At 41.8% G+C, this 21,029-nt stretch carries 21 protein-coding genes; 11 read left to right on the top strand and 10 right to left on the bottom strand.

The features are described 5' to 3' along the window. Positions 1-277 precede the first annotated feature (277 nt). The 3 genes from RJ01_RS08535 to RJ01_RS08525 form a co-directional block, all read right to left on the bottom strand. Entirely contained in the window at positions 278-532 is a 255-nt protein-coding gene (locus RJ01_RS08535; RefSeq protein ID WP_005236512.1) for a YfhL family 4Fe-4S dicluster ferredoxin, read from the bottom strand. Between the two features lie 3 nt (positions 533-535). Further along, positions 536-1,927, bottom strand: a complete 1,392-nt coding sequence (yegQ, locus tag RJ01_RS08530; protein ID WP_376738168.1) for a tRNA 5-hydroxyuridine modification protein YegQ — start codon at positions 1,925-1,927, stop codon at positions 536-538. Between the two features lie 151 nt (positions 1,928-2,078). Beyond that, positions 2,079-2,489, bottom strand: a complete 411-nt coding sequence (locus tag RJ01_RS08525; protein ID WP_034170742.1) for a Cd(II)/Pb(II)-responsive transcriptional regulator — start codon at positions 2,487-2,489, stop codon at positions 2,079-2,081. An 85-nt stretch (positions 2,490-2,574) separates the two neighbouring features. On the opposite strand from RJ01_RS08525, the gene RJ01_RS08520 reads away from it, so the two are divergent. The 3 genes from RJ01_RS08520 to RJ01_RS08510 all read left to right on the top strand — a co-directional run bounded on the left by RJ01_RS08520 (position 2,575) and on the right by RJ01_RS08510 (position 3,841). After that, on the top strand, positions 2,575-3,198 hold the full coding sequence (locus tag RJ01_RS08520; protein ID WP_034170741.1) for a cation transporter: 624 nt from the start codon (positions 2,575-2,577) through the stop codon (positions 3,196-3,198). Positions 3,199-3,388: 190 nt separating this feature from the next. Continuing rightward, positions 3,389-3,640: a hypothetical protein gene (locus tag RJ01_RS08515; protein WP_034170740.1), complete on the top strand. Its 252-nt coding sequence runs from the start codon at positions 3,389-3,391 to the stop codon at positions 3,638-3,640. A gap of 18 nt (positions 3,641-3,658) precedes the next feature. Then, a complete protein-coding gene (locus RJ01_RS08510) occupies positions 3,659-3,841 on the top strand; it encodes a hypothetical protein (RefSeq protein WP_034170739.1) in 183 nt (60 codons plus the stop codon). A 68-nt stretch (positions 3,842-3,909) separates the two neighbouring features. Here the strand turns inward: RJ01_RS08510 and RJ01_RS08505 are convergent, their stop codons facing one another. After that, on the bottom strand, positions 3,910-6,324 hold the full coding sequence (locus RJ01_RS08505; protein WP_034170738.1) for a membrane-bound PQQ-dependent dehydrogenase, glucose/quinate/shikimate family: 2,415 nt from the start codon (positions 6,322-6,324) through the stop codon (positions 3,910-3,912). Positions 6,325-6,696: 372 nt separating this feature from the next. After that, positions 6,697-7,476 (bottom strand): ferredoxin--NADP reductase, encoded by a 780-nt coding sequence (locus tag RJ01_RS08500; protein WP_005236496.1) that lies wholly within the window; start codon positions 7,474-7,476, stop codon positions 6,697-6,699. Positions 7,477-7,581: 105 nt separating this feature from the next. Between RJ01_RS08500 and tsaA the strand changes: the two genes are divergently transcribed. Next, a complete protein-coding gene (gene tsaA / locus RJ01_RS08495; protein WP_034170737.1) occupies positions 7,582-8,292 on the top strand; it encodes a tRNA (N6-threonylcarbamoyladenosine(37)-N6)-methyltransferase TrmO in 711 nt (236 codons plus the stop codon). Between the two features lie 102 nt (positions 8,293-8,394). Here the strand turns inward: tsaA and RJ01_RS08490 are convergent, their stop codons facing one another. Together RJ01_RS08490 and RJ01_RS08485 are read right to left on the bottom strand one after the other, a co-directional pair. Next, positions 8,395-9,387 (bottom strand): hypothetical protein, encoded by a 993-nt coding sequence (locus RJ01_RS08490; protein WP_034170736.1) that lies wholly within the window; start codon positions 9,385-9,387, stop codon positions 8,395-8,397. A 121-nt stretch (positions 9,388-9,508) separates the two neighbouring features. Further along, on the bottom strand, positions 9,509-10,771 hold the full coding sequence (locus RJ01_RS08485; protein ID WP_034170735.1) for an MgtC/SapB family protein: 1,263 nt from the start codon (positions 10,769-10,771) through the stop codon (positions 9,509-9,511). A 212-nt stretch (positions 10,772-10,983) separates the two neighbouring features. Between RJ01_RS08485 and RJ01_RS08480 the strand changes: the two genes are divergently transcribed. The 4 genes from RJ01_RS08480 to RJ01_RS08465 all read left to right on the top strand — a co-directional run bounded on the left by RJ01_RS08480 (position 10,984) and on the right by RJ01_RS08465 (position 15,329). Then, positions 10,984-12,741, top strand: coding sequence for a GspE/PulE family protein (locus RJ01_RS08480; RefSeq protein WP_034170734.1), 1,758 nt, complete (start codon positions 10,984-10,986; stop codon positions 12,739-12,741). 95 nt (positions 12,742-12,836) lie between these two features. Continuing rightward, positions 12,837-13,202 carry a NirD/YgiW/YdeI family stress tolerance protein gene (locus RJ01_RS08475; protein WP_034170733.1) on the top strand — a complete coding sequence of 122 codons (366 nt, stop codon included), beginning with the start codon at positions 12,837-12,839 and terminating at the stop codon, positions 13,200-13,202. 136 nt (positions 13,203-13,338) lie between these two features. Then, complete coding sequence (locus RJ01_RS08470; protein ID WP_034170732.1) at positions 13,339-14,010, top strand: response regulator transcription factor; 672 nt, start codon at positions 13,339-13,341, stop codon at positions 14,008-14,010. After that, positions 14,007-15,329, top strand: a complete 1,323-nt coding sequence (locus RJ01_RS08465) for a HAMP domain-containing sensor histidine kinase (RefSeq protein WP_034170731.1) — start codon at positions 14,007-14,009, stop codon at positions 15,327-15,329. Before RJ01_RS08470 ends, RJ01_RS08465 begins: the two co-directional genes overlap by 4 nt. Positions 15,330-15,417: 88 nt before the next feature. Here the strand turns inward: RJ01_RS08465 and hemP are convergent, their stop codons facing one another. Next, positions 15,418-15,588 carry a hemin uptake protein HemP gene (gene hemP / locus RJ01_RS08460; RefSeq protein ID WP_004784247.1) on the bottom strand — a complete coding sequence of 57 codons (171 nt, stop codon included), beginning with the start codon at positions 15,586-15,588 and terminating at the stop codon, positions 15,418-15,420. A gap of 138 nt (positions 15,589-15,726) precedes the next feature. On the opposite strand from hemP, the gene RJ01_RS08455 reads away from it, so the two are divergent. Continuing rightward, entirely contained in the window at positions 15,727-16,626 is a 900-nt protein-coding gene (locus RJ01_RS08455) for an NUDIX domain-containing protein (RefSeq protein ID WP_034170730.1), read from the top strand. A gap of 41 nt (positions 16,627-16,667) precedes the next feature. Here the strand turns inward: RJ01_RS08455 and RJ01_RS08450 are convergent, their stop codons facing one another. Then, complete coding sequence (locus RJ01_RS08450; RefSeq protein WP_034170729.1) at positions 16,668-17,216, bottom strand: tetratricopeptide repeat protein; 549 nt, start codon at positions 17,214-17,216, stop codon at positions 16,668-16,670. A gap of 14 nt (positions 17,217-17,230) precedes the next feature. Further along, positions 17,231-19,621, bottom strand: a complete 2,391-nt coding sequence (gene mrcB, locus RJ01_RS08445; protein WP_034170728.1) for a penicillin-binding protein 1B — start codon at positions 19,619-19,621, stop codon at positions 17,231-17,233. A 191-nt stretch (positions 19,622-19,812) separates the two neighbouring features. Here mrcB and RJ01_RS08440 point away from each other — a divergent pair, with 191 nt between their 5' ends. Beyond that, complete coding sequence (locus RJ01_RS08440; RefSeq protein ID WP_034170727.1) at positions 19,813-20,751, top strand: NAD(+) kinase; 939 nt, start codon at positions 19,813-19,815, stop codon at positions 20,749-20,751. 2 nt (positions 20,752-20,753) lie between these two features. Continuing rightward, positions 20,754-21,026 carry a YeaC family protein gene (locus tag RJ01_RS08435; protein ID WP_034170726.1) on the top strand — a complete coding sequence of 91 codons (273 nt, stop codon included), beginning with the start codon at positions 20,754-20,756 and terminating at the stop codon, positions 21,024-21,026. Positions 21,027-21,029: the final 3 nt, after the last annotated feature.

Raw genomic sequence — 21,029 nt, 5'->3', positions numbered from 1 at the left:
CTTCGACTACATCATCCGTTCTGGTCAGTAAAAAAAGAGCACCTGGAATCCCCACATCCCAGGTGCTTAATCTCAAACTCCTATTATTATTTTCGCTTTATAGGAACTCAGGACGCTAACACCCGGGTTCCTTTTTTTAGTTATTGTTAGATCAGCCAAAAGCGTCCCCAATCGCTTTTAGCTGTTCCTTTCCTCTGGACAGTTTTTGTTTTCAACCCTTATTTTTATCTTTCCCTAAGGTTGTTCTTAGATGAAGTCATAAGACTTCATGCATCCTTCAAGCTTTAAACAGATTCAAACCTTTAAATTTCTCCATTAACTGCTCTTGCGTTTCCCGATGCTCTGGATGCGGCACAATGCACTCAATAGGACAGACGGCAATACAGGTTTGATGATCATAGAAACCGACGCATTCCGTACAACGATTCACGTCGATTTCATAGATCTTGTCGCCTTCATAAATTGCTTCATTTGGGCATTCCGGTAAGCACATATCACAGTTGATACATTTATCGGTAATCAAGAGCGCCATTTTTTAACTCGCCTGATAAGCCAATGAAGAGGCTGAAATATCTACAGATGATGATGGCAGATTACGGATCAGCAGGGCATACTGCATATCGACATCTGCTGGTATTGGAATTTCAACGATATGCCCTGAACCTTTAGCATCTTCAATCAGATTGCCTTTACGGTCTTTAATCTCTGTCAAGGTAAAGGTGATGTTGCCTTTAGTGGTCATCAACTCTAGTGAGTCACCAACGACAAAACGGTTTTTTACATCAATCTTGATATAGTCACTATTACGCTCTAACACTTCCCCACAGAACTGCTGATGATCGAAACTCGATGAACCATTTTCATAGTTTTGATATTCACTATGTACATGACGGCGTAGAAAACCTTCGGTATAACCACGGTTGGCCAAACCTTCTAGTTGGGTCATGAGTGAGGGATCAAAGGGTTTTCCTGCTAGTGCATCATCAATGGCTTTACGGTAAATCTGCGCAGTACGCGCACAGTAGAAATAAGATTTGGTCCGACCTTCAATTTTCAGGGAGTGCACGCCAATCTTGATCAATCGTTCCACATGCTGCACTGCACGCAGGTCTTTGGAATTCATAAAATAAGTGCCGTGCTCATCTTCTTCGGCAGCAAACATATCCTCGTCATTACGTTGCAATAACACAGGTTCATCAAACTGATGTTGTACTTGCATATGTGACTCATCAGCATCTTTTGAACAACAGCCAGAATCAATATTTTTCACCGGGATCACATCGCCCGTTTCATCTTCTTTAGCGTCCAATACCTTGTATTCCCAGCGACAGGCATTGGTACAGGCACCCTGATTGGCATCGCGCTTATTCATATAACCAGACAGCATGCAACGGCCAGAATAGGCCATGCACAGTGCGCCATGAACAAAGACTTCAATTTCCATATCTGGAACTTGCTGTTTGATTTCTTCAATTTCTTCAATGGACAGTTCACGTGACAAAATCACGCGAGTAAGTCCCATATTCTTCCAGAATTTTACTGTTGCCCAGTTCACTGCATTGGCTTGAACTGAAAGATGAATATCCATATCCGGGAAGTGCTCACGCACCATCATGATTAGGCCAGGATCAGACATGATCAGCGCATCAGGCTGCATGGCGACTACAGGTTTAAGGTCACGGATAAAATTTTTCAGCTTGGAGTTATGCGGCTGAATATTCACAACCACATAGAATTTTTTTCCAAGCGCGTGAGCTTCTTTGATGCCAATCGCCAGATTGTCATGGTCAAATTCATTATTACGAACACGTAAGCTATAACGCGGCTGGCCGGCATAGACTGCATCTGCACCATAAGCAAAGGCATAGCGCATATTTTTCAGTGAGCCAGCAGGTGAGAGAAGTTCCGTAACGTGAGAAATGCTCATGATGAAATCGAAAGACATATAAAAAGTACGTCTTTATTCTAGTCATCTAAAATCAGGATTCAACCTAGTAAATAACTCGGAATTGGTAGAATTTAACTCAATTTCAAGTTAAAAAATAAACAGTGAACGATTTAAAATATCCATAAATATTTCAGCTATTTTCAATAGATTCCAGTGCTTTCAAAATCTGGCAATGATCAATCGTAGTTGGGGTATTACAGCTTTCGCGAAGCGCCATTAACTGCTTTTTAAATAACTGTAATTCTTTAATTTTATTTGAAATGTCTATAAGGTGCTGATCAATCATCTGGTTAACTTCACAGCAATCCTGTTCTGGATGCTGTTCCAGCTGAATCAGGTATTCAATTTCTTTTATAGACATGCCCAAAGCACGACAGCGTTTGATAAAAATTAAGCGTTTTAAGGCTTCTTCGCCATAATAACGATACTGGTTACTTGCTCGAAAATTCGGCTGAATCAAACCTCTTTTCTCATAAAATCGAATGGTATCAGTGCTTAAATCAGTTTTCTTGGCTATATCAGAAATCAAATAATGTGACATAAATACCTCAGTCTTGACCTTGGAGTGACTCCATAGTTTCTAATGACTTTATCGCATTCAGGATAAAAAATCATCGGAGAATAATATGGCCTGTAGTTGTATTCATGAACCCGCGCCGCCCAAATCTAATAGCAAATTTAGAACAGCTTTATGGATTGCATTATTGATTAACCTGGCCTTATTTGGTGTAGAGCTGATCGGCGGTGCCTATGCACATTCATCGGCCTTATGGGCAGATGCGCTAGATTTCTTTGGAGATGCTATGAATTATGGTATTTCTCTGGCGGTGATTGGTGCAAGTCTGTATTGGCGTGCAACAGTTGCTCTGATTAAAGGATTGACTATGGCAGTATTTGGTCTGGTCGTCATTGGCAAAGTGATTTATGCCTTTATACAAGGTATTCCACCTGAAGCTATTACAATGGGGATCATCGGGATATTGGCCTTAATCGCAAACGTGGTCACAGCCATAATTTTATATGCTTTCCGGGATGGGGATGCCAATATGAAATCAGTCTGGTTGTGCAGCCGTAATGATGCAATCGGCAATGTGGCCGTCATTTTTGCAGCAGTGGGAGTCTTTGGCACTGGCAGTCTATGGCCAGATATTATTGTTGCAATCATTATGGCGAGTCTTGGCTTAAGTGCTGGATATCATGTAGTGAAACAGGCTCTAGCTGAACGAGTATTGAAGCATGAGTCAGCCTGATCCTTAATATTAAATTTAATTATGAAAAAGCTGCTGATCAGGCAGCTTTTTTATTAGCCATAAGCCTAAAAAATAGATGAAAAATAAAGCTTTACAAATACGATAAATTTAGGAAGAATCATGCGCGAAATTTAGAAAAGATTTATATAACTAAACAATTTAAATTTTTTAGTGTTTTTTAGGGGGAGTAATGAGCTTCATAAAACTATTTTCACTTTCAACTTTTGTACTGATGACTGGCTGTAGTTCTATGGTCGTCACTTATGACGCATCGGGTCAGGTGATTGGATCATGTAAAGCTACACGTGGTCTGCTTTCAATTGCTAGTGCTCATTGTAATGGATCAGGCAATGCAATTGACGTGAACTACAATACGGTGGATGCTAAAACAGGTTTATTGCCAGTACCACCAAGTCAAAATCAGATTCATTTAGCACCATAAATCATAGAGGGGAATATCATGAAATTATCAGTACTTATTGTATTTGCAACGACTATCGTACTAACTGGTTGTGCATCAACAGTGACTACATTTGACTCACATGGCCGTATGATTGGTTCATGTAAAGCAGAAAGCGGTTTTATTATCGGTGGTGGTGCAGGCTGTTCAGGTTCTGCAAACCAAGAAGGTCGCGATCGTTAATTTTTAATGATGATTGCAATAAAAAAACCGAAGCCTAAGCTTCGGTTTTTTCTTTATCTATCAAAAAATTATTTTTGATCAGGTAAAGCAAAGGCAATGATATAGTCGCCGACATCTTTAGAGTGGCTTGCACCACCTGCAGAAATCACAACATATTGTTTGCCAGTTTTTGGAGATTTATAAATTAGCGGTGCAGCAACAGCAGCAACAGGAAGCTCTGCTTTCCACACTTCTTTACCAGTTTTTGAATCAAGCGCACGTAGGTAATAATCCTGAGTACCTGCGAAGAACACCAGACCAGACGCTGTTGAAGTAGGACCACCGAGTGTTGGCATACCTAAAGGAATTGGCATATGGGTTTTAACACCTAACGGCCCCAATTCTTTTGCTGTCCCCATTGGCACTTCCCAAACAACTTTTTTAGATTTCAAGTCGATGGCAGTCATGGTACCAAATGGAGGTTTGTTACAAGGAACACCCAGTTTAGATTGCATGATGTCAATTTTCACACCCGCATAAGGACCAGCCAATTGCGGACGTACGGTACCCATGAATTCTGGTACTTCGTCAGTTGAGATATGATATTTACCCATATCTTCTTTACGAACCAATGACATACGAAGTGGCATACGCATATCGTTAACGTACATCATGCCAGTAGATTCATCAATGGAAATACCGCCCCAGTTGAAGCCACCAAGCAAGCTAGGCCATTCGATATATGGTTTTTCACCAGGTGCAGTGTATAGACCGTTATAGACAGAGTCTTTAAAGTCGATACGACAAGCCAATTGGTCAAAGGTTGAGATACCCCACATATCCTGTTCAGTCAATGTCGCATTACCAATTTGTGGCATGCCAACAGAGAATGGTTGGGTAGGAGAAAGTTTTTCACCTTCAGCACCATTGGTGTCGACTGGACGTTCTTCAACTTTAGTGACTGGTTTACCAGTACGGCGGTCAAGAACGAAGATTTGACCCATTTTGGTAGTTTGAATCAACGCTGGAACTTTTTTGCCATGATCATCAGTCATGTCATAAAGTACAGGTTGTGACGGCAAGTCATAATCCCAGACATCATGGTGAACAGTTTGATAAGACCAAACAGTTTTACCAGTCAAAGCATTTACGGCAACAATGGCAGAACCAAATTTTTCTTTGGCTCCGTTACGGTCACCACCCCAGTAGTCAGGAGGACCATTACCTGTAGGTAAGTAAACCAGATTCAGGTCTTTGTCATAAGTCGGGATGGTCCACATGTTTGGTGTTTCTAAAGTAAAGCCTTTGCCATCTTTAGGTTCACCAACCAGTTCAGGATTACCGACATCCCAAGCCCAGGCCAATTTACCAGTACGAACGTCATAGGCACGTACGACACCAGACGGTTCGCCATGCACAATATCACGTACCCAGCCACCTAATACGGCAACATGACCCGCAATGAGTGGAGTAGACGTTGGATGGTAACGTTTACTTTGTTCGGTAGGACCCATGTCATGCAGAACATCGACCTGACCGTTAGTACCAAATTCTGGACATAAAGCACCAGTTTTAGCATTTAAGGCAATTAAACGGCCATCAACAGTAGAAGTTAGAATACGTTGTGGACAAGCTTTAATACCAGGTGCTTGTAGGTCTGCCACAGTTAAAGATTTGTCTTTAGTTGCATCATAGTAACCGACACCACGGCAGGTAATATGCTCTGCAGTTTTTGCATGTGGATCATATTTCCAAAGTGCTTTACCACTGTCACCATCAATCGCTGAAATGATATTAGTTGGTGTACATGAGTACAATGTGCTGCCAATTTGGATCGGTGTATTTTCATCGACACCGGCAGAGGTATCACGACCAGTGTGATAAGTCCAAGCGACTTTCAGATCTTTGACATTTTCAGGGGTAATGTCAGTGTACGGTGCAAAACGGGTACCATTACCATTACGACCGAAATATTCCCAGTTGTCCGGGTTTTCTGCATTTGGTTTAGCCAGCGCAGGTTCTTGTACGATGTCCACTGGATTGAGGATTTTGCCGTGTGGGAAGAATGCAGCAATCATGGCTGCTACACAGGCAAAGAAACCGACAAAGCCAACAAGATTGGCAGCTTTGATTTTTGCAGCATCGAGTGCTGGCAGGTTTTTGCTTGCCCACATGCTGAGGACAAACAGAATAGTTGGAACCACCAAACGTGGAATATATTGCCAGAAGCTCAAACCTTGAACTTCAGCAATCGCCCAGATGATGGTTGCAATAAAAGTAACAATAGAAAGCCAGAAACCAAGGGCTTTTTTCATCGCATAGAAAATGGCGATTGCAACATAGGCAATCCCTGCGATGAGATAATAACTTGTACCACCGAGGCTAAGTAATTTAGCGCCTTGAATGATCAAGTACAGCGCAACGAGTAAAGTTAATACCACTACAAAATAGCGATAGACTTTAGACCCTGTACGCTCGATAGAGGAGGGTTGTTCAGTGCTCATACCTTGCCTATAGAAAACGGCTTGGTTGCATAAACGGTGAAACAGGAGAATGGGATCTAAATAGATCGAATTAAAAGTTTACAGAGTTTATGTAACTAAGTCTTTAGCGAGGATAAATCCTCATGAGAAATCAATTACAGTTACATATTCTAACATTTAAGAATGAATTTTTGACTAAAAAATATAATGTAAGTATTGATATTTATCATTTATTCTACTTTTTTAAGTAATTACATTTTTATAAATACTCTAATTATAAGAAATTTTAAGTAGAGAGTAGGTTGAGTTAATTCTTTCAGATTAAGACTTACTGGATATAAAAAACGCATGCTTAAAGCATGCGTTTTAGGTTGCAAAAGGTTTTTTTGCAGATTATTTTTCTACGAATGCACGTTCAATTACGTAGTCACCCAAAACACCCATACGTGGAGATTCTTTCAGACCGTGTTGATCTAGCAGTGCAGCAACATCGTCCAGGAATGCAGGAGAACCACAGAGCATTGCACGGTCAGTTTCAGGGTTGAAACGTGGTAGTCCGATTTTCTCGAATAATTGACCAGATTCAATCGCAGTGGTTACACGACCTTGGGTATGGAACTCTTCACGAGTAACAGTTGGGTAATACACTAATTTTTCTTTAGCACCCAATTCACCGAAGAATTCATGGTTTGGAATTTCATTCAAAATCAAATCTTGATAAGCCAGTTCTGAGATGAAACGTGTACCGTGAACGACGATGATTTTTTCAAAACGTTCATAAGTTTCTGGATCACGGATTACAGAAAGGAAAGGTGCAAGACCAGTACCTGAAGAAAGAAGATACAAGTTCTTACCTGGATTCAGGTCATCAAGAACCAGCGTACCTGTAGGTTTTTTAGAAACCAGGATTTCGTCGCCAACTTTAACTTTTTGTAGAATAGAGGTAAGAGGACCATCTGGAACTTTGATTGAGAAGAATTCCAGCTCTTCTTCATAGTTTGCACTTGCAATTGAATATGCACGCATTAAAGGCTTGCCATTGACTTCAAGACCGATCATCACAAACTGACCGTTTTTAAAACGTAATGCAGTGTCACGAGTCGTTTTAAAAGAGAATAAAGTGTCATTCCAATGGTGGACGTGAGTAATCTTTTCGACGTTAAAAGCAGCCATTAAAGGTCTCAATAAGTTATCAAATTAGAACAGGTTGCTATTCTAATCTAAATTCATTCTCTATAAACTGAATATATTTAATTGAGCTTATCAAAAAAAGTGATTATGACCGAACTCACTCTGCCGATTATTGGCTATATGCATTCTCCCTATAAAGAAAAGTTTGGCATCCCGCGTCAGCCTAATTTGGTACAGGTTGAAAGCTATATTGAAATGACCGGTCCATATAATGATTTACTCGCATTTGAAGGCATCGAAGAATTTAGTCATCTCTGGTTAGTCTGGCAGTTTCATGACAATAAAAATCAGCAGAGCCAGCAGTTTCTTCCGCAGGTTCGACCACCACGTTTAGGCGGTAACAAGAAAATAGGTGTATTTGCTACGCGTAGTATGTACCGTCCTGCACCCATTGGTTTATCAGTCGTGAAATTAAATCGTGTCGAAAAAGTCGGTAAAAATGTCCAGGTTTATGTCGCAGGAAGCGACCTGCTAGATGGAACGCCGATTATAGACATTAAACCTTATATTCAATATTCGGATTCAGTGATTGATGCGCAAAGCGGTTATGCTCAGGACGAACCATCACGTAAGCCCGTGATTTGGAGTGAGGACGCTGAACAGCAAAAAAAATTATTATTAGAAAAAGGAAAAATATCTGCTCAATTGCTAGAAGAACTTGAAGCCGTTTTATCTCTCGATCCTAGGCCGGCATATCAGGATGATGAGAACCGGGTTTATGGAATGAAGTTTGCGAACTTGGATGTGAAATTTAAAGTTACTTTAGCTGATATTGTAGTCGATCAGTTAATTTTTTGAATTTTTAAAATGAAATACTGATTTAAAAATAGGAACCTCAACTAAATTGGAGTTCCTATTTAATATTAATCTACAGCACTCGAAGTACTTTATATCAAGTTGTTACGAGTATTTTTTAATTTGCTTTCTTAATTCTTCAGATGCAGTATTATTAAATAAAGTGCATGCATTTTCTTGTAAAGTTGCATATTCCTGTAGAGCTGGTTTGTCCTGAGCAGATGCTGAATTAACCAGTGCTTTAGATGCGGTTAAAATATTTTTGATATTGTATTCCTCTCCAGCTGGATGATAATCAACTTCATAATATTTGTTCTTATATTCAGCTAGTCCCCATTGCTGATCTTCTCTAAGATCTAGATATGCTATAGCATCCTTAAAAGTATGTTTGGCATATTTACTATCTTTTGAAATATCAGCCCATTCAAGTTTTAAATAATCTTGTACATAATCTTCAAGTGAATATTTATATAACTCAATATATTTTTGTGAGTTATTAATAGTTTGGAGTTGAATACAAGTAGATCCGGTAGGGAAGGTTGAATTAGAAAGTACTCGATAAAAATCTTCCCCTTTTTCTCCCATAGGGTAGGTATCGAGTAAATTATATTTTAAATTGACATAATGGTCTGGACTGAGGACTTGAGCAATATTTTTACCACTAATATCAAAGACCTTGAATGTAAGTGTACTGCTTAATCCTGTGGAATTAATTGGAGAATATGGAACTTGCTTCCAAGTGGTTGCATTAGCCGTAATAGTCCCTTGCAATTTGCCATAGGTCGCATGTGTAGAACCGTGATCATATAATCCATTTTCAGTTAGATAGAAAGTTTCACTTTCATCCCAGCCTGTTGTCTCATCAACTTTAATATAGACATTTCCTTGATCAAAGGTTAGCTGTTCAATTTCATAATTTAGGTCTGAATCGGAATATTCATCAATATAGAATGATGACCATTGTTGGAAGGCAGGTTTTGTAAGGGTAGTATTTCCAGTTCCAGTATTACCGCCATTTGAATCAGAAGATGAACCCCCACCACATGCAGTTAACATGAAGGCACTAAAAATTGCGAATGATAAAGCCTTAAATTTCATAAATACCCTATAAAAATTATATTAATTCAATTGTTGTGTAAACGTAAAGCAAATCAATTATAGCGAGAAAATATTAAAATCAAAATTGAAAAATAAATAAAAATTAAATATTTATATATACTTAATAATCAAAAACTATCCACCACAACAAGCCAATCAAAACTACCATATGCAAAATCTGCACAGGCGCAAAATAAAGGACAAACTTCAAGCCTCCGGTCAAAGCGGCATTGGCTGACTTGGCCAAGGCATGAGCACCCAGACCTAAAAGCAGGGCATAAATCAAACGCATATTGGAGGGAGCGCCTTGAACGACAACACTGGCCATCGCGGCATGAATCTCGAACAAAGAGGCAAGTAGGGTCCCGGCCAGTAAGCCGGCATCCCCGAGCCAGACCTCCAGTCCGTAAACTCCAGCCTGAATCAATGTTAATGTCACTGCAATAATCACCGCTTCTTTTAAGCTAAACATCTGGCTGTCTGATGATTCCATGCTCGGCGCAGGTTTTGCCTTGCGCAATAATAAAAATGCACAAGCTGCCAGAAGGATTACGGCAACTAAAGAGGGCAAGAGCAGGATTTTAAGCCAGCTCCAGGATACGCCCCCGACCACAATCAATAGCAACACAATAGTCGAGATACATGACATCAGCGCGGCACCGGCATTGGATTTTGCATCCATTTCACCTTTACGGACCTGTATACCTAATTGAGCAATAGTGGCGGTACTGGAAACAAAACCGGAAGCAATGGAGGACAGCATCAGGGCATTTTTAGTCGAGAAGAAACGTTTAGCGATATGTGCCAAAGCTTGAACTACCAGTATGAGAATTACTAATTTTAAAATCAGATAAGGGTTCAGCACTTCACCCCATAAAGGTCGGTCAGGGGTTAGTGGTAAACCAATCAGAATTAAGGCTAATAATAGTAATCCATCCCTAAATTCAGCCTCAGTAATCCACTGTCCGGCAATATTATGCATAGAGTGTTTGGCCATTAAAATTATCGTGATCAGAACTGCTAGTCCTGCAGCCAGAGGAATATTCCACAGACAAATCGCCCCAATAAAATAGGTCATGATAAAGGCCAATTCAGTTGTAATTCCCGGATCTTCTATCTGGTTTCTAATAGAAAAAATGACAATGCCGCCAATAATGAGTGCACCGGCCAGACCCATTGCCATTCCAAATAGAAAGCACAATGCGCCTAATAAAGCACAGATGGCAAAAGAGCGTAGCCCGGCAAAACTGGCCTGTTCCTCACGCTGTTTGTGCCGTTCACGTTCCAGCCCGATTAGTAAACCACATCCTAAGGCAGCAGTCAGGATGGTAAGCAACTCATGAAAGGAGCTACTTTCACTTAAGGGAATCACGCTTAAATCCATACCTGGCCTCAGCGATTAAATAAGATATCATGATTGAAATATAGGCGAAAAATTGATACATCGACAAGCAGAAAAAGGTTATGAACTCAAACCCATATGATGTGCTTAATATTCATGAAAGATAAACCCGCTTTCTAGTTTTGAAGTCGCAATGGAATGCGAAAAACAGGAAAAACTTGTTATAGTGGAGACAGTTTTGGGGACCATCAATCATGAAATTTGATTTTGAAATTGATACAGGCTGGTGTTTGGATCAGCTTTTAAAAGACGGAAAAATAACTGAACGTGACCGGATGCGAGTTCAGACCACACATCGTCAACGTGAACAAATAAAATGGCATCCTTTACAATGGATCGCGAACTTTAGTCTGGTTGATCAGTCCCATCCTCAAAGTACTTTGACACTCAACCGCTTATGCCAGTGGCTGGCAGAAAAAACCGGTTTAATGTTCTATATCATCGATCCGCTCAAAGCTGATGTGCAGGCCTTAACCAATGTTATGTCACAGGAATATGCACTGCGTAACCGTATTCTGGCAGTAGAAATTCAACCAGATAAAGTGCTGATTGCCACAGATCAGCCTTATAAAACTGAATGGGTATCTAATCTCGAACAGAATATTGCACCGAAAAAAATTGAACGGGTATTGCTCAATCCGGAACAGCTCCAGCGTTATATTGTTGAGTATTATCAGGTCAGTCGTGCAGTCAGTGGCTCGCAAAAATCATCTGCTTATGAGCGGGAAAATAAAGGTGTAGAAGCCTTGCTGCAACTGGGTGATTCCCAGAATCCGGATGCCAATGACCAGCATATCGTGAAACTGGTAGACTGGGTGTTGCAGTTTGCCTTTGAGCAGGGTGCCAGTGATATCCATATGGAACCGCGCAAAGACACCGGCAAAATCCGTTTCCGGATTGATGGGGTATTGCATACCATCTATAACATGCCAGCCAATACCCTGACTGCAGTCATTTCCCGAATCAAGATTCTGGGTCGGATGAATGTGGCAGAAAAACGTAAACCACAGGATGGCCGTTTAAAAACCCGAACTCCAAAAGGACAGGAAACAGAACTGCGTTTATCGACCTTACCCACCGCATTTGGTGAAAAGCTGGTAATGCGTATTTTTGATCCGGAGGTTCTAGTCAGAAGTTTTCAGCAGCTCGGTTTCGAAGGACATTTACTCAATGACTGGAATAATCTGACCAGTCACAGTCACGGTATTATTCTGGTCACAGGCCCGACCGGTTCAGGTAAGACTACGACCTTGTATTCGACACTGAAACAGCTTGCGACTGAGCAGGTGAATGTCTGCACAATTGAAGATCCGATCGAGATGCTGGAACCAAGCTTTAACCAGATGCAGGTCAATAACGGAATTGAACTAGGCTTTGCAGATGGTGTGCGTGCACTGATGCGTCAGGACCCGGACATTATTATGGTCGGCGAGATTCGTGACCAAGATACGGCCAATATGGCAATTCAGGCAGCCTTAACTGGTCACTTAGTACTTTCTACCTTGCATACCAATGATACGCCGTCGAGTCTGACTCGTCTGCATGATCTGGGCGTACAACCATTTTTAACAGCAGCCACCATCTTGGGCGTTTTGGCCCAACGTCTGGTACGTAAGCTATGTCCGCACTGCAAGCAGGAGAGTTTCCTGGATGAGCAGGAATGGCAGCATCTGGCAGTGGACTATCCTTTACCACGTCCGGAATTTGTTTTTAAAGCAGTCGGTTGTGAAGAGTGTCGCCATACCGGTTATAAAGGCCGAATCGGGATTTATGAGTTTATGCCGCTTAGCCTGACCACCAAGCAGTTGATCGGAGTGGATGCTAACCTGAATCAATTACGTCAGCAGGCAAAAAAAGAAGGGGTAGAACCTTTACGGATTGCCGGTGCTCGCAAGATTCTGGAAGGGGTCACCACGCTTGAAGAAGTTTTGAGAGTTGTGCCATTAAATTAATTCTGAAGATGAAGCGATCTTAAGATTCAATTCATCTTCGGCTGTTTTAATAGCATTATCGAAACAGGGCACGACTTTAAAAAGAGGTAACTGCAATGAAAATGATGATGAATACTGTTTTAGCAGCTGCATTAATGGGTTCAATTGGGACTGTCGCAGTTGCGAGTAGTGAAACTGCGGTGAATCAGGCAGCATTTGCTAAAACGACTACAGTTAAGCAAGCGTTGACCATGAAAGATGACAGCAAGGTACAGCTAAAAGGTTATGTGGTGAAAGCTGTCGGTGATGAAAAATACCAGTTCCGTGACAATACCGGCACCATTACTGTCGAAATTGATGATGAACTTTGGCAGGGTAAACCAGTATCAGCTAAAACACCTGTGGTAATCATTGGTGAAGTGGACATTGACTATAAACCTGCGAAACGTGTTGAAATTGATGTCGACCAAGTTCAGTTTTAATTTCAGCATGATTTCCTGAACTGAATCTGAAGATAGCAACAAAAAACCACATGCAAGTTACCAAAAAGCATGTGGTTTTTTTGAGTCTGGAACTTTTTCAAGGCAAGATAGAAAGATAAAACAAGCGGAGCATAACATGCGTATTCTTTTGGCAGAGGATGATGAATCTCAGGCGGAAAGTATTCAAACCTGGCTGGAAATGGACGGTTATGTGATTGATCGGGTTGATCGTGGGGATCATGCCATTCTGGCGATTGAACAGTATCAATATGACTGTATTTTGCTGGATCGTGGCCTGCCGAATGCAACCGGAGACGACATTCTTAAAAGCTTGCGCAATAAACAGAAAGATACGCCCGTTATATTTATTACCGCCAGGGACAGTATTCATGATCGGGTCGCAGGGCTCGATCTGGGGGCCAATGATTATCTGGTAAAACCTTTCAGTCTGGAAGAACTTTCCGCTCGCGTTCGTGCCCAGCTTAGACAAAAACAGCAAACACCAAATCATATCCTGCAATGGCAGGATCTTAGTCTGGATACTCAGGCCAAGACTGTAATGAAGGAGGGACAGAGCATTAATCTGACTGCAAAAGAATTCCAGATTTTATATAAGCTGATGCAAAAACCAGAACATATCATTACCCGAGAACAGCTGGAAGAATCACTCTATGCCTGGGGAGATGAAATCGAAAGCAATGCGATTGAAGTCTTTATTTATCAGCTACGTAAAAAAATCGGTAGCCAGATGATTAAAACCATTCGTGGCTTGGGCTACCGGATGCATAAACCCGAGGCCTCCATATGAAGGCACCTATTTCCCTGCAAAGTCGGCTGATTCAACATGCCATGTTCAGTTCCATACTGGCAGGATTTCTGGCGTGGCTGCTGTTATTGGGAATTTCCAGCTATCAGGCGATTGATCTGCATGATGACCTGATGGAAGAAATTTCAGAGTTACTTCTAGGAGATGTGAACCAAGCCAAAAATACGCAGGTCGATGAAATCAGTGAGCAGTTTGATATTCAATATGCCTTACTACTGAATCAGCAGGTACTGACCACTTCAATTGATGATGAACTGATTAATGAGATACCAGTTGCACAGAAAAACGGATTTCACTTTGATTATGAAAATGGCCATTTTATTCGCATCCTGATTGCTGAAGATCAAGACTTGAAAGTGAAAGTGGTACAACCGCTTTCAGTACGCTTTGATGAGCTTTGGCAAACGACTTTAGGTTTCGCCGGGATTTTATTTATCCTATGGATATTACAGTGGCTGATTTTACGTTTTGCCATTAAGCGGCAATTAAGACCTTTAAATAAAATTTCCCGAGAAATTGGTTCCAAATCTGCTCAAGATCTCAGTCCGGTTCAAAGTCCTGATCCTGAGATTACTGAACTGCAACCGATTGTCCGTCAGCTGAATGCCATGTTGAGCAGGCTGGAAAAATCATTGGCTGCCGAGCAACGTTTCACTGCCGACGCTTCACACGAGTTGCGTTCCCCATTGTCTGCCATTCAAATGCGTTTACAGGTGCTGAAACGTAAATATCAGGAAGATGCCCAACTTAGGCAAGCGTTACAGATGATTCAGAATGACGTCAACCGCGGAACGCAGATTCTGGAAAACTTATTGCTATTGGCTCGGCTTGATCCAGAACATGCAGAGCAGCTGCCCAAACAGCAGGTGAATCTTAAAGTATTGGTTCAGGAGGTCTTACAAGCTTTAAAACCTCTTGCTCAGGAAAAAGAGATTCACTGGAACTTAAAACTCGAAGATGCAGTGATTGAAGCAAATGCAGAGCTGATTTTTAGCTGTATCCGCAATCTGGTTGATAATGCCATTCGTTATACGCCTGTGCAGGGACAGGTCGAAATCAAGACGATAGTTGAAAGCCAGAATCTACAACTCGTGATTGAAAATTCGGGAGAGGGAATTCAGGAAGAAGTTGTTCAACGTTTAGGTGAGCGTTTTTACCGCGCCTTGGGCACGCGAACACAAGGTTCAGGTTTGGGACTGTCGATTTGTCAAAAGATTATGCAGTTACATACGGCCAAGATTGATTATGCGCCGTCAGTTTTGGGTGGACTTAAAGTTTCATTAATTTTTCAATCTAAATAATATAGTCATTGGATCTAGCAATTAAAAAAGCAGTATGCGCTGATTCATACTGCCTGTTCCCACGTTTATTATTTTTGGAGTATTTAAATTACTTAGTCAGGATGAGACGATTGTTACGAGTCAAACGTAGACGGTATTCTTCACCCGCATGCATGATCCGGATTTCTCGTCCTAGCGCAAATAAATTGTTCGAATGCAACATCGGTAGCGCATGCTGAGTATCATTATTACGGGTAAATAGGCTAAATGGTGCGTTCATTCCGTCGACTCCGTGGTGTGTTTTGGATTGATTTAAATGATAATCATTATCGAATAGATCTGTCAACGAATAATTGCTTCATTTATAAAAAACTCTAATTTGCTTACAATCTGTAAAACTTCAATGGTTCAGAACATTATGTCCAAAGCCACAATTCATGTCGCAATCGCTATTTTATTTCATCAAAATCAGGTTCTGGTCGGTTGGCGTGAAGCCAAACAGCATCAGGGCAATAAATATGAGTTTCCAGGCGGAAAAGTAGAACAGGGCGAATTGCCTGTAGAGGCATGTCGACGTGAAGTGATTGAAGAAGTCAGAATTGATATTGAGCAATGGCATACCTTTGATTTTATTTCGCATGAATATGAAGATGTCATCGTCAATCTGCATATTTTCCATGCTTCGGTTCAGCCAGAACAATTAGCTGAGATCAAGCAGCCTTGGCGCTGGTATAGCCGGGATGAACTCAGTGAGCTGAACTTTCCTAAAGCGAATCAGGCCATGATTCAAAAGCTACAATGGCCGCGGAAGATCAAAATTTCTGACGACTTAAGTCACCTGAATAATCTGGAAAAAGACCAGATGCTATATTGGCGAGTAATGGCCAGCCCTGAATACATCAGCCAGTTACAACAGATTCCAGTCGATCAGTTATCCAGATTGATCATCAATCAGGGACTTTGGTCACAACTGAATGAATTGCAGCAGCAAACCATTCGTACCATTCACCTGAAACAGTCTCAATTGATGCAACTACAAAAAGGGGAGCTGGCTGGTGGTTATCGTTATCTTGCAGCCTGTCACGATCTGGAAGCATTAAAACATACAGAAAACATAGGCTGTGAAGCAGCTTTACTCAGCCCGGTACTGGCAACAGAAACACATCCTGATACCGCAGCTTTGGGCTGGGAAACATTTAAACAGATGGCTAAACAGGTACAGATTCCTGTATTTGCCTTAGGTGGTATGAAGGCTGAAGATCTAGACTATGCTCAAAACCAGCATGCTTATGGGATTGCAGGGATCCGTTATGTTTAAGTCAAAAACTTATTATAAATAACTAGGCTCACGTCAGGGCCTTAAAATTTCTTTAAGGCCTGCTGAGCTTGCTGAATGGCTATGGTGTTTTTTTGCAGTTGAGCTGCTTTCAGGCGTACCTGCCAGAGCTGCTTTTTCATTGCATTGGTTTGCGCATAACTCAAACCACGTAGGGCAAAAGCATCTGCACGGGCCGGCTGGTTTTTACGGTTTGCGATCAGACCAAGATACAGATAAGTTTCTGAGGCTTGAGGTGCCAAACGCTGGGCCTGGACTGCAGAAGTTTCAGCTTGATTATATTGCTGCTTGCTATAAGCCTGCTGAGTTTGCTTCATCAATTTTTTAAATGCAGGTAAGTTACGTCCGTCATCAAATTTTTGTGACTGGGGCTTTTGCTCAGGGATCACAATTTTTTGACGTTTAATCTCTGGTCGATCATAGGGCGTAATCACTACACCATCAGGTGTAGAGGACTTCGGTTTTTGCTGAACCGGAGGTTTGGACGGAGCCGCAGGCTGTTCTGGTTCCGACATGCTTTGGCAGCCCACCAGACCGAGGATGAGCAGACCAGGAATCAATTTTCTTAACATAAACATAGGCTCAATTATTGGCTATAACTTCCACTCGCGATAATACGGGTTTGTTTAGCAACTTCGCGTTCTATTTCTGTTTCACTTTCTTGTATATAACGACTGAGATCATCTTCTTCCTCATCTTCTAGTGAAGGTTCTGAATCAATCGTATAAGGCTCGGTGGCGTAATGTGAGATGCCACAAGCAGTCGCCTGATTTGGTAGAGCATGGCGTGAAATCGGAATATACATGGCACCATCACAGCCTTGGGCAGTCAGTTTACCTGTATAACGGTCCAGCCAGTGCCATTCAATTTCATTAGGCTGAGCCAGATTCACCGGCTTCTGACGTAGCTGTTTCATGACATTGGTCCAGACCGGAAGGGCACCTGAAGAACCGGTTAATCCAGTGACTTTGTTGTCATCCAGACCTAACCAGACCACTGTCATATAATTGCCAGAATAACCTGCAAACCATGAATCACGGGTATCGTTTGTCGTACCCGATTTACCCGCCAGATTCAGGTTACGTGGCAAACTGTTATAAGCAGAACGACCAGTACCACTCGACATGACCTGTTGTAAACCATAATTCAGAGCATAGGCTGATGCTGGATCAATCGTCGGCTGAACACTTAAGCTGTAACGTTCAAGCGAGTGGCCATTCGCATCGACTACAGAACGAATCGATTTCACCGGATATTTAAAGCCACCTGTTGCGAAGTTGCCGTAAATATTCATCACTTCCATCGGTGACATATCTACCGCACCTAAATAAATAGATGGATAATTTGGTATGTCAGAAGTCACACCAAATTTTTGCAAATGGTTAATAAAGGTTGACAGGCCAAATTCCTGTGCCAAACGCACCGCAGACAGGTTATAGGATTGTGATAGGGCAAGAGACATCGGTACTACACCATGTACACTACCGCTATAGTTTTTCGGAGTCCATGGTTTGCCATCACTTTGAATGGTGATCTGACTGTCTTCAATTGGACTGGCCCAGTGGTAACGATTTGATTCTAGCGCTGTCAGATAAATCACCGGTTTGAGTAAAGATCCAACCTGACGTTTGGCATCTAAAGCACGGTTAAAACCGGTAAAGTCCTGAGTAGAGCCTACTGCTGCAACCAGTTCACCATTCTCAGGGTGTGCGACCAGAACAGCGCCTTGCAAATCTTTTAGACGGCCTGGATTGGCTTTGCTTAAACGGGCTACACTTTCCTTAAAGCTGTCTTGAATTCGGGTTTGTGCCAATGGATCTAAGGTGGTGAAAATACGCAGACCCTGGTTGGTTAAATCAGTTTCCTGATATTCGGTACGCAATTGACGGCGAACAATGTCCAGAAAATCCGGGAAGCGGGCAGGGCCCAAAGTTGGCTTGGAAATGACGTTCAGCGGACGGGCAGTTTCTGTTTCATACTGATCTTGGGTCAGATTACCCATTACCAGCATATTATTCAGAACCACATCACGACGTTTTTTCGCAAGTTCAGGATTACGCCATGGGTTGTACAGACTTGGACCTTGTACCAGACCGACTAAAAAGGCCTGTTGAGAAATATTCAGTTCACGTAACGGGAGGCCAAAATAAAATTGTGAAGCAAGACCATAACCATTTACAGAATAGTTGCCATTTTGGCCCAAATTCACTTCATTTAAATAAGCTTCCAGAATCTCATCTTTGCCATAATGTAATTCAATCAGCATCGCCATAAAGGCTTCATTCACCTTACGTTTTAAGGTGCGTTCTGGTGTTAAGTAGAAATTCTTGACCAGCTGCTGGGTGAGGGTTGAACCACCTTGACGCTTACCACCAGTAATATTGCTCACCACTGCACGTGCAATCCCGCGTGGAGATACACCATGGTGATTGTAGAAATTGCGGTCTTCAGTAGCAATTAAAGCATCAATTAACGGTTTAGGCACTTTATTGAGCTTAATTAGCACACGGTCTTCATTATGCTGTGGATAAATACCGCCAATCAATAAAGGTTCCAGACGGGCAATCCCGCTAGAAGAGGGCTTGGTCGCACTTACTTCAGTAATCTGATCGCCATTAAAGCTGACTTTCAATACTTGTTCAGGTTCAACGCGATCGCCAAAGTCAAAGCCACGGGTATGTACATACATGGTATTGCCAGTGCTGACAAAGCTGCCCGATTTGGTATAGCTGTCTGAACCTTTATAACCCAGTAATTTTAATTCTTGTTGGAAATCCTGCTGGCTGACCGGGGCATTTACATACACTTCCATCGGGCGTGCGAAAACCTTGGCCGGAATATCCCAGCGTTGGCCTTCAAATTTTTCACGCACAATATTATCTAATTTAATCAAATAGATACTAAATGCTACAAATGCAGAAATGACTAGAATGGAGAAGATTAAGGCAATGAACCCCATACCTCGTTCAGATTTCATAAATGACGATAAGACCCTGTGAAATTGTGCTAATCATGCGAAGCTTTTCATTATTTTGCAATATTTAATCAATTATTGAGATTAAAATTAAAATTAAACTTCACATTTTCTCCTTAATTTCAATCTATTTCAATTCAATCCTGCATAGCTTTGTCATGTTATAAATTGTCATCCTATTCAAGCTTAATGTTATGATAAGCAGGATTCGAAGCGGAGCGACGACACTGGTGCAAATTTCCCACAAGACATTTCGAAATATCGGGTTGATTGGACGCCCGGATAAATCTTCAGTGGTTGAAACCTTATGCCTGATCCACGATCATCTGCTCAATTTAGGTCTACATCCTGTTTTTGATACAAATACAGCTGAACTGGTTCCTTATCAGAATACCCAAACAGTTAGCCGCGCCTTGTTGGGCGAAGTGGTTGATCTGGTGATTGTGGTAGGTGGGGATGGTTCACTGTTACATGCAGCGCGGGCATTGGTAAAATACAATACGCCAGTGATCGGGGTGAACCGTGGTCGTTTGGGCTTCCTGACCGATATCAAGCCAACTGAAGTCATCTTTAAACTGGATCAGGTATTAAAAGGTGATTTTCAGACAGAACGCCGTTTCTTATTGGAAATGGAAGTTCGCTCTAAAGGTGAAATCATCTATGACGCGATTGCTTTGAATGATGTGGTCTTGCACTCAGGTAAATCGGTACACATGATTGATTTCGAGCTGAATATTGATGGACAATATGTCTATCGCCAGCATAGTGATGGCCTGATTGTATCTACACCGACCGGTTCAACAGCCTATGCACTGTCGGGTGGTGGACCGATTGTGCATCCAAGTATGGATGCAATTGTGCTGGTGCCGATGCATCCGCATACCTTGTCTTCACGTCCGATTGTGGTCGGAGGGCATAGTGAAATTAAACTAATGATTCGTGAAAATCGCGTACTGCCGATGGTGAGTGCGGATGGACAACACAGTGTGTCTTTGAATGTTGGCGATAGCGTCCATATTCGTAAGCATCCCTTTAAACTGAATCTTCTGCATCCGCCAGGTTATGACTTCTATAATGCATGTCGAACCAAACTGGGCTGGAATCAGGACTTCGACTATCTTAAGCAGGATTAAATATGAATATTGAACAAATGCTTGCCGTACTCAATCCTGAGATTGTAGAACGCTTAAGAACAGCCATTGAAATTGGCAAGTGGCCGAATGGTGTGGCACTGACTCAGGAACAGCGTCAGATCTGTATGCAGGCTGTCTATGCTTGGGAAATGAAAAACCTGCCAGAAACCGAACGTAGTGGTTATATCGATCGTGGCACTAAAGAAGAAGGTGAACAGTGTGACGATGATCATCACAAAAATGAGCCGGAATTCAAGCCAATCCGTTTCGTTTAATCG

The organism is Acinetobacter sp. YZS-X1-1, assembly GCF_000804305.1.
Taxonomy (GTDB): Bacteria; Pseudomonadota; Gammaproteobacteria; order Pseudomonadales; family Moraxellaceae; genus Acinetobacter; species Acinetobacter variabilis.
Note: the sequence above shows the minus strand (reverse complement) of the source record. Positions and strands in the feature narration are given on the sequence as shown.

Excerpts from the sequence above, each read along its gene's own strand:
- RJ01_RS08535 (WP_005236512.1), bottom strand. The coding sequence starts at position 532 with ATGGCGCTCTTGATTACCGATAAATGTATCAACTGTGATATGTGCTTA.
- yegQ (WP_376738168.1), bottom strand. The coding sequence starts at position 1,927 with ATGAGCATTTCTCACGTTACGGAACTTCTCTCACCTGCTGGCTCACTG.
- RJ01_RS08525 (WP_034170742.1), bottom strand. The coding sequence starts at position 2,489 with ATGTCACATTATTTGATTTCTGATATAGCCAAGAAAACTGATTTAAGC.
- RJ01_RS08520 (WP_034170741.1), top strand. The coding sequence starts at position 2,575 with ATGGCCTGTAGTTGTATTCATGAACCCGCGCCGCCCAAATCTAATAGC.
- RJ01_RS08515 (WP_034170740.1), top strand. The coding sequence starts at position 3,389 with ATGAGCTTCATAAAACTATTTTCACTTTCAACTTTTGTACTGATGACT.
- RJ01_RS08510 (WP_034170739.1), top strand. The coding sequence starts at position 3,659 with ATGAAATTATCAGTACTTATTGTATTTGCAACGACTATCGTACTAACT.
- RJ01_RS08505 (WP_034170738.1), bottom strand. The coding sequence starts at position 6,324 with ATGAGCACTGAACAACCCTCCTCTATCGAGCGTACAGGGTCTAAAGTC.
- RJ01_RS08500 (WP_005236496.1), bottom strand. The coding sequence starts at position 7,476 with ATGGCTGCTTTTAACGTCGAAAAGATTACTCACGTCCACCATTGGAAT.
- tsaA (WP_034170737.1), top strand. The coding sequence starts at position 7,582 with ATGACCGAACTCACTCTGCCGATTATTGGCTATATGCATTCTCCCTAT.
- RJ01_RS08490 (WP_034170736.1), bottom strand. The coding sequence starts at position 9,387 with ATGAAATTTAAGGCTTTATCATTCGCAATTTTTAGTGCCTTCATGTTA.
- RJ01_RS08485 (WP_034170735.1), bottom strand. The coding sequence starts at position 10,771 with ATGGATTTAAGCGTGATTCCCTTAAGTGAAAGTAGCTCCTTTCATGAG.
- RJ01_RS08480 (WP_034170734.1), top strand. The coding sequence starts at position 10,984 with ATGAAATTTGATTTTGAAATTGATACAGGCTGGTGTTTGGATCAGCTT.
- RJ01_RS08475 (WP_034170733.1), top strand. The coding sequence starts at position 12,837 with ATGAAAATGATGATGAATACTGTTTTAGCAGCTGCATTAATGGGTTCA.
- RJ01_RS08470 (WP_034170732.1), top strand. The coding sequence starts at position 13,339 with ATGCGTATTCTTTTGGCAGAGGATGATGAATCTCAGGCGGAAAGTATT.
- RJ01_RS08465 (WP_034170731.1), top strand. The coding sequence starts at position 14,007 with ATGAAGGCACCTATTTCCCTGCAAAGTCGGCTGATTCAACATGCCATG.
- hemP (WP_004784247.1), bottom strand. The coding sequence starts at position 15,588 with ATGAACGCACCATTTAGCCTATTTACCCGTAATAATGATACTCAGCAT.
- RJ01_RS08455 (WP_034170730.1), top strand. The coding sequence starts at position 15,727 with ATGTCCAAAGCCACAATTCATGTCGCAATCGCTATTTTATTTCATCAA.
- RJ01_RS08450 (WP_034170729.1), bottom strand. The coding sequence starts at position 17,216 with ATGTTAAGAAAATTGATTCCTGGTCTGCTCATCCTCGGTCTGGTGGGC.
- mrcB (WP_034170728.1), bottom strand. The coding sequence starts at position 19,621 with ATGAAATCTGAACGAGGTATGGGGTTCATTGCCTTAATCTTCTCCATT.
- RJ01_RS08440 (WP_034170727.1), top strand. The coding sequence starts at position 19,813 with ATGATAAGCAGGATTCGAAGCGGAGCGACGACACTGGTGCAAATTTCC.
- RJ01_RS08435 (WP_034170726.1), top strand. The coding sequence starts at position 20,754 with ATGAATATTGAACAAATGCTTGCCGTACTCAATCCTGAGATTGTAGAA.